The 14,387-nt window shown below is 35.4% G+C and carries 7 protein-coding genes; 5 read left to right on the forward strand and 2 right to left on the reverse strand.

Annotated features, from left to right (window positions below; translation table 11 throughout):
- Nucleotides 1-103: 103 nt before the first annotated feature.
- The gene (locus tag CEY12_RS11070) at nt 104-397 is read right to left on the reverse strand and encodes a helix-turn-helix domain-containing protein (protein ID WP_089027751.1); all 294 of its coding nucleotides are present in this window, start codon (nt 395-397) and stop codon (nt 104-106) included.
- A 179-nt stretch (nt 398-576) separates the two neighbouring features.
- Here CEY12_RS11070 and ccoN point away from each other — a divergent pair, with 179 nt between their 5' ends.
- From ccoN to CEY12_RS11095, 5 genes are all read left to right on the forward strand, one after another.
- A complete protein-coding gene (gene ccoN, locus CEY12_RS11075) occupies nt 577-2,856 on the forward strand; it encodes a cytochrome-c oxidase, cbb3-type subunit I (protein ID WP_089027752.1) in 2,280 nt (759 codons plus the stop codon).
- A 19-nt stretch (nt 2,857-2,875) separates the two neighbouring features.
- On the forward strand, nt 2,876-3,763 hold the full coding sequence (locus CEY12_RS11080; RefSeq protein ID WP_089027753.1) for a cbb3-type cytochrome c oxidase N-terminal domain-containing protein: 888 nt from the start codon (nt 2,876-2,878) through the stop codon (nt 3,761-3,763).
- A 289-nt stretch (nt 3,764-4,052) separates the two neighbouring features.
- Nucleotides 4,053-9,086 (forward strand): translocation/assembly module TamB, encoded by a 5,034-nt coding sequence (locus CEY12_RS11085; protein ID WP_089027754.1) that lies wholly within the window; start codon nt 4,053-4,055, stop codon nt 9,084-9,086.
- Nucleotides 9,086-11,416 (forward strand): BamA/TamA family outer membrane protein, encoded by a 2,331-nt coding sequence (locus tag CEY12_RS11090; RefSeq protein ID WP_172821031.1) that lies wholly within the window; start codon nt 9,086-9,088, stop codon nt 11,414-11,416. Before CEY12_RS11085 ends, CEY12_RS11090 begins: the two co-directional genes overlap by 1 nt.
- Before the next feature lies 1 nt (nt 11,417).
- A complete protein-coding gene (locus CEY12_RS11095) occupies nt 11,418-12,359 on the forward strand; it encodes a YihY/virulence factor BrkB family protein (RefSeq protein WP_089027756.1) in 942 nt (313 codons plus the stop codon).
- Nucleotides 12,360-12,390: 31 nt separating this feature from the next.
- On the opposite strand, the gene argS is transcribed toward CEY12_RS11095, so the two are convergent.
- Nucleotides 12,391-14,151 carry an arginine--tRNA ligase gene (gene argS, locus CEY12_RS11100; RefSeq protein ID WP_089027757.1) on the reverse strand — a complete coding sequence of 587 codons (1,761 nt, stop codon included), beginning with the start codon at nt 14,149-14,151 and terminating at the stop codon, nt 12,391-12,393.
- Nucleotides 14,152-14,387 lie beyond the last annotated feature (236 nt).

Here is a 14,387-nt window from a genome sequence, read left to right on the forward strand (position 1 = left end):
CCTAAATATATAAAACTTTAGAGAAATTCACCTTCTATGAAGACATAAGAACATTCAAACCATTCATTTTTAAAGAATTAAAACGAAAAAGACAAGGGATTTCTTACAAATATTCCTTCGGAATTGAGATATTATTCTTTTTTATATACTCTAAAAGTGACTGATACTTGTCTTCATACCCGTCTGTTCCACATTTATGAGAGATACTGCAAACATCTGACGGCTTAATTTCAAGAATATCTGAGATCTTATTTAGGACATCAAAATTGATCTTTACTTTAGAATTTTCAATATCAGAATAAGCCTTTTGTGAAATATCCATTTCAAAAGCCATATACTCCTGTGTTAAATCCTTACTTCTACGAATTTTTCTGATATTTTGTCCACATATTTTCATTGCATTTGTTTTAGTAGTTTTTGGTATAGTTTAGAAGAATAGCTACTAGCCTCAAACAAAGTTAATAAATACCTTTGGCAAAACATTATACACGTTACATGATATTTATTTCTTAATCGGATTTAGCTTTAAAGGCCCCGTAGCAATAATTATCATTCTATACAACAACTATTGGAATTATGGAGACGCAAAAATTTAATTATGACAATACTATTGTCAGAGCATTTCTCTATGCTACTATTACATTCGGCCTTATCGGTTTTTTACTGGGGCTTACAGCGGCATTAATGCTTTTCTATCCGGAATTACCTGAATTTTTATTTGGAACTGATGATGTAACGATCCAAAGTTTGAGAAGCGGTAATATCCAGGGGTTAATCAATACACAGGGAGCAATGGGATTCGGGAGGATCAGAATGCTGCATACCAGTGCTGTTATTTTTGCTTTTGTCTGTAATTCATTTTTTTGTGGCGCGTATTACAGTATGCAACGGCTACTCAAAACAAGAATGTACAGTGATACCCTTTCATGGATCCATTTCTGGTCCTGGCAAATAATGATCATCAGTGTGGTCATAACCTTCTTAATGGGAATCAATACCTCAAAAGAATACGCTGAGCATGAATGGCCAATCGATATCTTAATTGCTTTTTCTTGGATTGTTTTCGGGATCAATATGTTTGGAACTATCGCTAAAAGACGGGTTCGACATTTATATGTAGCGATCTGGTTCTATATTGCAACATGGATTGCAGTAGCTATGCTTCATATATTTAATAATTTAGAAGTTCCATTATCATTTACAAGCTGGAAATCCTATTCCGCATATTCCGGGGTAAAAGATGCTCTTGTACAATGGTGGTACGGCCACAATGCAGTCGCATTCGTATTGACAACTCCCGTTTTAGGTTTGATGTATTACTTCATGCCTAAAGCAGCCAACCGTCCTGTATTCTCCTATAAACTTTCTATCATCCATTTCTGGTCACTTATTTTCGTCTACCTTTGGGCAGGTCCTCACCATCTTCAATACACTGCCCTTCCAGCCTGGGCTCAGGCTGTGGGAACAGGCTTCTCTATTATGCTTATTGCACCATCCTGGGGAGGAATGCTTAATGGACTTCTTACTTTAAGAGGCGCCTGGGATAAAGTGAGGGAAAATCCTATTCTTAAATTCTTTGTGGTTGCAGTAACCTGCTATGGAATGGCCACATTTGAGGGACCTCTTTTAGCCACAAAATCTTTAAACAAGATCGGACATTATACGGACTGGGTGATTGGCCACGTACACCTAGGAGCATTAGGATGGAATGGTTTCATGGCATTTGGAGTTATTTATTATCTCATCCCCATAATGTGGAGAACTGAGCTTTGGTCTAAAAAATTAGCCAACTGGCATTTTTGGCTGGGTACTTTAGGAATTATCTTCTATGCAGTCCCTATGTATATTTCAGGATTTACTCAGGGATTGATGTGGAAACAATTCAACCCGGACGGAACTTTATTATGGAAAAACTGGCTGGATACTGTCACTGCCATTATTCCTTACTTCAAAATGAGATTTATAGGAGGGATTCTTTATTTGTCAGGAGCAGTACTAATGGTAGTAAATGTCATTAAAACGATCAAAGCAGGATCATTCCAAAAAGAAGTTCCGGCAGAAGCTCCGGCTCTGGCAAATATCGGAAGCCACAGAAAAGAAGGTGAAGGAGCTCACCTTTGGCTTGAACGAACACCTAAATTACTTTCTATACTTGCTTTCATTGTAATCTCGGTGGGCGGATTGGTTGAGATCGTCCCTACTCTTACCATAAAAAGTAACCTACCGCAGATTACTGCTGTAAAACCTTATTCTCCATTGGAACTTGAAGGAAGGGATCTGTATATCCGGGAGGGCTGTAATTCCTGCCACTCCCAAATGATAAGACCTTTCCGTGATGAGGTGATGAGATTTGATGGTAAAAACGGACAGTACTCAAAAGCTGGAGAGTTCGTATATGACAGGCCATTTTTATGGGGCTCTAAGAGAACAGGACCTGATTTACACAGAGAGGGCAGCCGAAATCCGGATTCATGGCATTTTAAACATATGTACAATCCCAGAATTACTTCTGCAGGTTCTATTATGCCCCGTTTTCCTTGGCTAATTACCAATAGACTCGATCGTTCTGAAATGGCCAACAAAATGGAATTAATGAAAAACACATTTGATGTTCCTTACACAAAAGCTGAGATAGATTCTGCAAATCAATGGGCGGATAACCAGTCTAGAGCGATTGTAAAAAGAATCTATTCTGAAGCAACCGATGTAAGAGACCAGGTTCAAAAAGATAAAATAGCGAAAGGTTCAGCATTTATACCTCTTGAGCAGAGGGAAATCATAGCTATGATCGCCTACCTTCAAAGATTAGGGACTGATATCAAAACCACAGATATTAAGACTGCGAGTGTTGACTAATTATTAAAATGAATGTAAAATGAAAACAAGAACTCCTATTTCAATATATATCATTGTAACGATCGGATTAACTATTATGGCGTTTGAGATGTTTGCCCAGGACTCAGGTTATTTCGTCTCTCCATTTTTCTGGACACTGTTACTGATTGCAACCATTCTTCTTTTGATCATGAATTCAATAGGTGACCTCGTTGAAAATGAAAAATTCAGCAGACTGGATGAAAGTGAAAAGAAAAAATATCTCGCAGAAAAGAACATTCCGTATTTCCAAAAGCTTTGGAATTCGGCTTTTAAAAAGCAGTCACAAACTGAAGAGAAAGATATCCTCATCGACCATGGTTTCGACGGGATTACAGAACTTGATAATTCATTACCTAAATGGTGGATAGGCTTGTTCTATTTTGGAATGATCTTCTGCGCTGTATACATGCTTGCCTTTGCCTTTACAGATTATGCACACCCTGAGGTGGAGTATGATAAAGAAACTAAATTCATGCTGGCTTCTATTGCAGATTATGAGAAAAATGCGCCCAATATTAACCTGGAAACAGCAAAGTACAATGCAGATCATATTGCAGAAGGAGAACAGCTTTTTAAAACAAATTGTGTGACGTGCCATGGTGACGGGGGCAAAGGTGGTATTGGACCCAATCTGACCGATACTCATTGGATCAACGTCAAAGAAAAAAGCCTGTTTAAAAATGTGTTCTGGATGCTTGAAAATGGTTCACCGAATAATCCGACTATGAGACCATTCATTAAGGAAGGAACCATCACAGGGCGTGATGCCGAAAAAATTGCAGCATACATCTACCATATCAATCAGGAAACAAACCCTATTACTGAAGCTCAGGGTGGAGCATCACCTCAGGGAGAAGAAGTACAATGGGAGAATAATAACCCCTAAAAAATATTTAACTAAATCTTTCAACTATGTCACGCCCCCTTTTGACACTAACTAACATTAAATTCATTTTCATCACCTTTTTCATACTTGAAAAATGAATAAAAAGGGGGCATTTTAAAGAAAAAAATTAATCCTTGCCTTGGCTATTATCTCAACTATTCACTTCACTTCGACTCAACTAAAATTCCATAAATGACAGCCAAGGCAGGATTTTTGCATTCTCATCAGGGTACCACATCAGGTAATTTTTTAAATAGTATCATTATCTTTGTTATAAACCCAATTCCATTTGAAACAAAAAATTAATATAAGAAAACTCCTGAGGCGTATAGCTATAACCATTATATGTATATTGGTATTCTTTACTCTCCTTATACTGAGCCTACGTCTTCCGGCAGTTCAAAACTTCATCAAAGACAAACTTATTGTCTATCTGGAAAAAAAAATCAAAACAAAAGTCAGCCTTGAAAAGGTTTATATAGGTTTCCCTAACAGTCTTGTTATGGAAAATCTTTATTTAAAGGGACAGGATGTTGATACCCTTCTTGCAGTTAAAAAACTGGACGTTGGCTTAAATATGCTTAAACTCATTAATTCTACTGCAGATATTACTTCTATAGATCTGGAAGGAGTGGATGCTAATGTGGTTAGAAAAAAAGATGGAAAATTCAATTTTGATTATATCATTGATGCTTTCGCTACTTCAGATAAGGAAGAAAGCCCTTCTAAGCCATTTATAATTTCATTGGATAAAATTAAATTAAAAGATATTGGTGTTACTTTTAATGATCAGCAGTCACGAAATGATATCAAATTATACTTTAAATCTTTTGATACAAGAGTAAAAACTTTTGACCTAAGTAAAAACACCTATGCTGTAAATGATATCAATCTTGACGGGTTGAAACTAAAACTGAAGCAGGATATTGTAGAGGAAGTTTCCAGGAAAGTGGAAAAGAAAGTAGATTCTCTTAATCAGCAAAAACCAATGAATATCGGCTTAAGAGGAATTAAACTCACCAATTTTGATATTGACTACGGTGATGATAATACTAAGACTTTTGCAAAAGTTTTATTTAAGGAATTAAGTACAAAGGTTAACAAACTTGACTTAGATAATAATTCTTATAACGTAGCAAATCTTGTTCTTTCCGGAGCAGACATCAATGCCAATCTTTATTTGCCTGCTCAGAATGCCAATCCCAAAAACTCAAAAGAAGAACCTCAACCGGCTGTAAATTCGGATAAAGAAAAAGCTATGAAACTGCTTTTAGGTAAAATGGTTCTCAATGACGTAAAAGTAGCTTACAATAACACGGCGATCGCTCCCACAAAGCAGGGAATGGATTTCAACCATCTTAATTTTTCAAAGATGAATGTTGAGGTTCATAGTTTCAAAATGGAAAATAATACTTTTGCGGGAACTGTAAATTCAGCAGAGATCAGGGAAGCTCGAGGTCTGGATATTCAGAAATTCAATACTGATTTTGTATATGGAGAAAGACAGGCCTATCTTAAGGATCTTTATCTCCAAACCCCAAAGACTATTTTACGGGATGAGGTTATATTGGAATATAATTCAATTGAGCAGCTAAGTTCAAATCTTGGTGCGGTAAAGATATCTGCCAATATTAAGGATTCCAAAGTAGGTTTTTCTGACATTCTAAATTTGGTTCCAACTTTAAAAACAACTGTTCCGTTTAACAAATATCCAAATGCAATACTCTCAGTAGACGCAAATGTAAAAGGGAGTGTAAATGATTTATTAATTCAAAATTTTAAACTTTCGGGATTGGATCAACTGAGGGTTGCAGCATCCGGAAGAATTAAAAATGCAATGAACCCCGATCAGTTATATTATGATTTAAAGATCGGAGAACTCTCATCATCCGCAAAAACGATCTTTAATCTGGTTCCTAAAAATACAATCCCTTCTACTATTTCCCTTCCTGCTAATTTCAGTATAAAAGGAACGGCAAAAGGAACTACAAAAGTCGTTGACGCTAATCTGAATCTTTATTCTACTCTCGGAAATACCGCCGTTGTTGCTCAAGTGGATATGCGCAGAAAAAATCATGAATTATATGATGTAAAAGCCAATCTTCAGGCAATACAAGTAGGAAAAATTATACAAAACAAAGATATAGGCTCAATTACTGCACAGATCTCTGCAAAAGGAGAAAGTTTTGATTTTAAACAAGCAAAAGCCGATATTAAAGGACATGTTGCTTCTGCAAGTTATAAGGGATATCAATATCGTGATATGAATCTGACCGGAAAGATCAGCAATGGAGTCTACAATATTCTCTTAGATTCCAATGATCCTAATGCCAATTTGAAACTGACGGCTTCCGGAGTTTATGATGAAAAAAATCCTACCATAAAAGTTAATGGAGATATCATCAAAGTAGATCTCAATAAACTTGGCTTTTATGATAAACAAATGATCATTGGTGGAAAAATAGATGGTGACTTTACCAATCTGGATCCTGACCATCTCAATGGGTATTTGAATCTTCAAAACTTTGCCTTTTCCGACACCAAAGAGGTATATCCCATACAGGAAGTAAATTTAAAGGCAAGCTCAGCAAATGATTCTACAAACATTATTTTCAACTCGCAGATTGCTGATGTTGAATTAAAAGGAAAATATAAACTGACCCAGATTTTTGGATCTTTAACCCAAACTATTAATCAATACTATCAGTTCCAGAAACCAGATAAATCTAAAAAGGTCGATGCAGGACAATACTTTACCTTTAATGCAAAGATTAAAAATGATGACCTTATCAGAAAATTTGTTCCGGATCTGAAAAGTTTTGAAACGATCAATTTAGTTGGAAACTATAATGCAGATTCTCAAAAAATTGAAATCGATGGACAGATTCCACAGTTATTATATGGTGAAAACTCAATTGAAAATGCATTATTGAAAGTGACCAATGAGAATAATGCGTTACAGTATAACCTTAATGTAGGCGCTTTAAAAAGTTCGAGTTTTGCATTAAATAAGATTAATGTGGGTGGCGACGTGTCAGACAATACAATTAATTACAATATCACCACCAAGGATCAAAAAGATGTCACCCAATTCCTGATTGCAGGAAGTGCAAAATCGTTGAATGATATTACTGAAGTTTCCCTGAATCCAAATGGTTTAAAATTAAATTATAATGACTGGATTGTTGCTGAAGGAAATAAAATACAAATCAGTAATAAAGGAATTCTGGCAGATAATTTCAAACTTTCGAATGCCGGAAGTGAAATTTCCCTACAGTCTGAAAGCACTTCTCCTAATAGCCCTTTAAATATTTCATTAAAAGACTTCAAAATAGAAACCATTACTGAGATTATTAAAAAAGATTCTCTCTTGGCCAAAGGAACGATCAATGGAACAGCCCAGCTTCGAGATCTGACAAAAAACATGACATTCACTTCTGACCTTAATGTTTCAGATCTTTTTGTGTATGGAAATCCGATCGGGAATCTCGCAATAAAGGTCAACAGCACCTCATCTAAGCTTTTAAATGCTGACATAGCATTATCCGGTAATGATAATGATGTAAAAATCGTGGGAGACTATAACACTTCTTCCAGTACATTTGATCTTAATATGGCCATCAATAAGCTCCAGATGAAAAGTGTTCAGGGGTTTTCTATGAATGCGGTTACCAATACAGAAGGTTATCTTTCAGGCAACCTTAAAATAACCGGGAATACCGACAAACCTAATATATTAGGTAAAGTAAAATTTAATAATGTAGGCCTTGAAATCGCTAAAACCGGAAGTGATTTCAGGAAACTAAACGACGAGATTGATTTTACCAGCAGAGGTATCGAATTCAATAAGTTTAAAATTAATGATAAAGACGGGAATGCACTTGTCGTAAACGGACAGGTCCTTACTCAAACTTACAGAGATTTCGCATTTAATCTTGACGTAAATGCTAAGGATTTCAAAGTAGTAAGTTCTGAAAAATCCAATGATGCCATGATGTACGGGATTCTTGCGATTGATGCGGGATTACACATTCGTGGAAATTTAGACTTACCAAAAGTAGACGGAAGATTAGCCATTGCTGACAATACAGATTTCACCTTTGTACTGCCTCAATCCAGTCCGTCATTACAGGAAAGAGATGGTATTGTAGAATTTGTAGATCAGGATCAGGTAGTTTTAAACAAAACTATTAAAGCTGATTCTTTGAAAGCTCAAAGCCGTATCAAAGGAATGGATGTTAGTGTCAATATTGAAGTAAGTAAAGAAGCTAAAATGTCTATCATCATCGATAAAGCTAATGGGGATTTTGTACAACTTCAGGGAGAGGCAGAATTAACAGGTGGAATTGATCCATCCGGAAAAACAACTCTGGTCGGCGTTTATCAGGTGGAAAAAGGATCTTATGATCTTTCAGTGAGCTTATTGAAAAGAAAATTTGACATCCAGAAGGGCAGCACCATCACCTGGACAGGAGAACCAACTGCTGCCATTATGGATATTACAGCAGTTTATAAAGCTGATGTCGCACCTATTGACCTTGTTGAACAACAGATAAGTGGCGAAAGTTCTACTACTATTAACCAATTCAAACAGAAAATACCTTTCAACACTTTATTAAAAATGAAAGGCGAATTGCTTAAACCACAAATTACATTTGACATTACCACAGACAAAAAAAACAATTCTGTTTCATCAAATGTAACAGAAACTGTTGATCAAAAACTAATGCAACTCCGAACACAGGAGTCTGAAATGAATAAACAGGTTTTTGCCTTATTATTACTGGGTCGTTTTATAGGAGAAAATCCTTTCCAGAGTGGTGCAGGAATGTCTGCAGAGGCTATGGCCAGACAGAGTGTGAGTAAAATCCTTTCACAGCAACTGAATAATCTAGCATCAGGATTGATCAAGGGAGTTGATCTAAATTTTGGACTTGACTCTTCTGAAGATTATTCCACAGGACAAAAAAATACAAGAACCGATCTGAATGTTGATATTAGCAAAAAACTACTGAACGATCGTCTAAAAGTAACAGTAGGAAGTAATTTCGGATTGGAAGGTGATGCCAGACAAAATGAGAGTACAACCAATATTGCAGGAAATGTTACTGTAGATTATAGTCTTTCCAAAGATGGACGGTATATGTTGAGGGCTTACCGTAAAGATGAATATCAGGTGGCGCTGCAAGGACAAATTATTGAAACAGGGGTTGGTTTTATCATCACATTGGATTATGATAAATTCCGTGATATTTTCCAAAAATCCAAAAAAGACAGACCGAAAAAAGAAAACAAGAATAACCAAGTGGTAGAATTTAAATAATGGGAAACAAATTCAATACATATCTAAAATATTTTCTTTACTCTGGAATTACGGTAGTTAGTCTTTCATGTAGCAATACGAAGTATCTCAAGGAAGGACAAATGCTTTACACGGGTGCAGAAGTAAAAATTGAAAATGATACTATTCCGAAAAAAGAAAAAAAAGCACTTCAGGCCGCCCTGGAGGAAAATTTAGTTCCAAAACCCAATTCCACAATTTTAGGACTACGTCCGAGATTGTATTTTTATAATATTGCTAAAGAACCTAAAAAAGACAAAGGGTTCAATTATTGGTTAAAATATAAGGTTGGTGAAAAACCCGTCTTACTCGGTGATGTTGACCGGGAGTTTAATAAAGATATTATTGTTAATTATTCTGAGAATAAGGGATATTTTAATGCAAAGGCAACTTATGATACTATTTCTAAGAATAAGAAAGCAAGAGTAACCTATACTTTGAAACCTGGTGCTCAGTATCTCATCAGTAATGTAAAGTTTCAAAAAGATTCTACATTAGTCAATCAGGAAATTCAGAACTTAAAAAATAAAACATTTCTTAAAAATGGAAATCCATTTGACCTTGGTGTGATTAAATCAGAGCGGGACAGAATTGATAATGGATTAAAAGAAAAAGGGTTCTATTATTTCCATCCTGATAATATTATTGTTCAGGCAGACAGTACAGTCGCAAAAAATCATAAAGTTGAGCTTAATGTAAAACTAAAAGATGATACTCCGGATTTAGCCACTCAGCAATTTGGAATTGATAAAGTAATCGTCTTCCCTAACTATAATCTTCAGGATGTCAAGAATGGTAAATATAGTGTTCCGATGAATCCAGATTCTCTTTCAAAATATGCGTATGATGATATTTATGTGATTGATCCACAGCATAAGTTTAAGCCGAAAATCTTTGACAGAGCATTATATTTTAAGAAAGGAGATCTATACAACCGAACTAATCATAATCTCTCTCTGAATCGTTTGATAAGTCTGGGAGTTTTCAAATTCGTGAAGAATGAATTTATTGTTTCAGATTCTTTACAGCATAAGTTTGATGCCTATTATTTATTAACTCCCAGAGAAGTACAGTCCCTTCGTCTGGAAGCTTTAGGGAGAACCAACTCCGCTAGCTTTGCTGGTAGCGAGTTAAATTTAAACTGGACCCAAAGAAATTTTTTCCGTGGAGCTGAACAGTTTAAAGCAGCAATTTATGGAGCCTTTGATGTACAGATGGGAGGTCAATCACAAGCTAAGAATATGTACCGGGCCGGAGCCAATGTTCAACTATCTATTCCAAGGATTGTTGCGCCTTTCAGATTCAATTCTTCGAGTGCTTTTGTTCCAAGAACAAATATTAGCTTAGGATATGAATTTCAGAATCGTACTGAGTATTATACACTTAATAATTTCACAGCTTCTTTTGGATATGTATGGAAAGAAAATGCTAGAAAAGAACATGATTTAAAAGTACTTGATATTACTTTGGTTTCTCCAGCCAATGTTACAGCTTTATATGATGCAGAAAGTCAAACAAGTCCATATTTAAAAAGAGTAGTTCAGGAACAACTTATTTTTGGGCCTACCTATTCTTACACCTATACTAATACGATGCTGACCAAGCCAAATACCATCTATTATAAAGGTACACTTGATTTGGCTGGAAATATTACCGGTTTAGTAACAGGCGCTAATGCAAAAAAAGGCAAACAGAAAGAAATTTTTGGAGTCCCATTCAGTCAGTATGTAAAAATGGAAAATGATTTTAGATTCTATCATAAATTTTCTGAGAAAACTAATTTTGCATCACGAATTATTGCAGGGATAGCCTATCCATATGGAAATTCAGATGCAGTTCCTTTTTCAAGACAGTTTTTTGTGGGAGGAAGTAATAGTATCCGAGCATTTCGAGCCAGAACTTTAGGACCGGGAAGCTATGACCCAAGAGGATTAGGTCAGAATTTTGCCTTTGATCAATCAGGAGATATAAAATTAGAGATGAATGCAGAATATCGTGCTAATCTTTATAAGTTTTTAAATGTCGCTGCTTTTGTGGATGCTGGAAATGTCTGGCTAATCAATGATAAAAATAATGACAGACCTGGAGGTAAGTTTTCCAAAGATTTTTTAAGTGAAATAGCTGTCGGTGCCGGAGTTGGTCTAAGACTTGATTTCTCTATCTTGATTTTAAGATTAGACCTCGCAATGCCATTAAGAGTTCCCTATTATGAAAAAGGAGACCGATGGACTTTTAACAGGATTAATTTTGGAGATAGCAGCTGGAGAAAAGATAATTTAGTTTTAAATATCGCAATCGGATATCCATTTTAATATGATCAATAATATAAAATTTTTCTGGGAGGTTTTAAAAGATACTTTCACGGAATGGAATACTTCCACCGCATCAAGAGATTCGGCCAGTCTCGCCTATTATGCCATCTTTTCTATCCCTGGATTATTAATTATTATTATATGGATAGCCGGAAACTTTTTCGGAGAGGAAGCTATCCGCGGACAGATCAGTACTCAAATCAGTGGGTTAATGGGAACCGATGTGGCTAAAAGCGTAGAAAGCATGATTGCCGGAGCACTGATTGACAAACAGAATATTTTCATGAAGGCAGTAGGAATAGGCTCTTTAGTTTTTGGTTCCACCACTTTGTTTTTTCAGTTACAGCATTCATTAAATACGCTTTGGGATGTGCAGTCAGCACCCAAAAAAGCATTAATTAAATTTCTTCTGGATAGGGCTAATTCTTTAGGAATGATTCTTATTCTTGGATTTTTATTAATGATTACTATGATCCTCTCTTCTGCGATAAGCCTGTTTAATACATGGATCACGAATTATTTCGGATTTGAAACCTATATGCTGGTAGAATTGGTCAATTTTGCAGTTGGTTTTGCTCTCGTTATGTTATTATTTGCATTGATGTTCAAATTTCTTCCTGATGTTCAGATCAACTGGAGACCCGTGTGGAAAGGAGCTATATTAACAACGATTTTATTTACTTTGGGTAAATTTTTATTAAGCCTTTATTTCAGTAATTTTAAGCCTACCTCCACTTTTGGTACCGCAGGAACGGTCATCCTTATTATGATGTGGATCAATTATTCCTGTATGCTGATATTTTTCGGCGCTGAATTCACCAAAGTATATTCGTATAAAAGAGGCTACAAAATTATTCCGTCCAAACATGCGAAATGGAGTGACGCCAAATTATATGAGGACAGTCATAAAAATCAATCTGAACAAAACAAATCCACTTCATAAAAAAAACCTCTTGAATCAAGAGGTTTATATTTTACATTCTGTTTACAGTTCCTATTCCCAGTAACCCTAAAGATTTCTTTATGGTTTGTGCCGTAAGGTCTGACAGATTTAAACGGGTCTGTTTTACATTTTCATCTTCCTGGATCATAATCGGATTATTTTGATAGAAAGAATTGTAAGATTTCACCAAATCATACAGATAATTAGCCACCAAAGCTGGGCTTAATGTTTCTGCAGCTCTTGCCACTACCGTTTTATAATTGGCTAATTGCATGATCAATTCTTTTTCCGATTGATTCAAAATAACATCTCCTATCTCTTTTTGAGTATATTCTGCTTTCGTCAATAAAGATTGAATACGAGCATAAGTATACTGGATAAACGGACCTGTATTTCCATTAAAGTCAATACTGTCTACTGGATTAAACAACATCTTTTTCTTAGGATCAACTTTTAGCATAAAATACTTCAATGCACCTAAACCAACTGTTTCGTATGAAATTTCTCTATCTTCATCAGATAAATGTTCAAGCTTTCCTAGCTCCTGGGCTTTAGATTTAGCTGTTGCATACATTTCCTGCATCAGATCATCAGCATCAACAACCGTTCCTTCACGGGATTTCATTTTCCCCTCAGGAAGCTCCACCATTCCATAAGATAAATGGAACAACTGATCAGCCCAAGCATAACCTAATTTTTTCAATATTTTAAATAACACCTGAAAATGATAATCCTGTTCATTTCCAACAGTATAAATTAGTTTTTGAATATCATTTTGCTTGAATCGCTCCACTGCAGTTCCTAAATCCTGAGTCATATAAACTGAAGTCCCGTCGGAACGCAATAAAAGCTTTTGATCCAATCCTTCGTCTGTCAGATCACACCAAACAGATCCATCTTCTTTTTGGTAGAGAATTCCTTTATCCAAGCCTTCCTGAATAAGGTCTTTTCCTAAGATGTAAGTATTGCTTTCGTATTGAACCTGGTCAAAATCAACGCCCAATCTTTTATAAGTTTCATTAAATCCTTTATAAACCCAGGTGTTCATTTCATTCCATAGGTTTCTTACTTTTTCATCCCCATTTTCCCAGTCCAGTAGCATTTTTTGAGCTTCTTTCATTAAAGGGGCCTCTTTTTTAGCCTGTTCTTCACCCATTCCTTGTTCTACAAGCTCTGAAACCTCTTTTTTATAGTTTTTGTCAAATTCTACATAGTAATTTCCAACAAACTTATCTCCTTTTATATGAGTTGTTTCCGGAGTCTCTCCCTTTCCAAATTTTTCCCAAGCCAACATCGACTTGCAAATATGGATCCCTCTATCATTAATGATCTGTGACTTGATTACATCATATCCAGCCTCCTTTAAAATCTGAGCAACGGAAAAACCTAATAAATTATTTCTGATATGACCTAAATGCAAAGGCTTATTGGTGTTTGGAGAAGAGTACTCCACCATTACTGTAGCCTCTTTCTTATCAATTTTTGAAAATCCTTGAGTTACGGATTTTAATTGGTCAACAAAGAATTGATTTTTAACTTTCACATTAAGAAATCCCTTAACCACATTAAAACTTTCAAACAAATCGGTTTGTGCTGTTAAAGATTCTCCCAGCTCTATTCCAATACTCTCAGGATTTTTCTTTAATTGTTTTACCAATGGAAAAGTAACAATCGTAAAGTCTCCTTCATATTCAGTTTTATTCTCCTGAACCTCCAGATTGATATCTTTTAACTGATAGACATTTAAAATCACCTCCGAAAGTTTCTCCTCTATTATATCTTTAATATTCATGTAATTGCTTTTATTTTTTTGTGTATACAATAGCCATAAAAATCTTTCAATAAATGAAATACTCCCTAAAGCTATTTTACGTCTGAAATTTTGAAGTACAAATATACGGAAATAAAAAAACCGCCCGAAGATAACATCAATACCTAAATTTAAAAAGCTCCTGTTTTGCCAAAGAAACTTTCATATTATGATCACAATTATCCAGTAGCTCATTATTCATCCTACCTAAAATAAAA

Source organism: Chryseobacterium sp. T16E-39, from assembly GCF_002216065.1.
GTDB lineage: Bacteria > Bacteroidota > Bacteroidia > Flavobacteriales > Weeksellaceae > Chryseobacterium.

Excerpts from the sequence above, each read along its gene's own strand:
- CEY12_RS11090 (WP_172821031.1), top strand. The coding sequence starts at position 9,086 with ATGGGAAACAAATTCAATACATATCTAAAATATTTTCTTTACTCTGGA.
- CEY12_RS11095 (WP_089027756.1), top strand. The coding sequence starts at position 11,418 with ATGATCAATAATATAAAATTTTTCTGGGAGGTTTTAAAAGATACTTTC.
- CEY12_RS11070 (WP_089027751.1), bottom strand. The coding sequence starts at position 397 with ATGAAAATATGTGGACAAAATATCAGAAAAATTCGTAGAAGTAAGGAT.
- ccoN (WP_089027752.1), top strand. The coding sequence starts at position 577 with ATGGAGACGCAAAAATTTAATTATGACAATACTATTGTCAGAGCATTT.
- CEY12_RS11080 (WP_089027753.1), top strand. The coding sequence starts at position 2,876 with ATGAAAACAAGAACTCCTATTTCAATATATATCATTGTAACGATCGGA.
- argS (WP_089027757.1), bottom strand. The coding sequence starts at position 14,151 with ATGAATATTAAAGATATAATAGAGGAGAAACTTTCGGAGGTGATTTTA.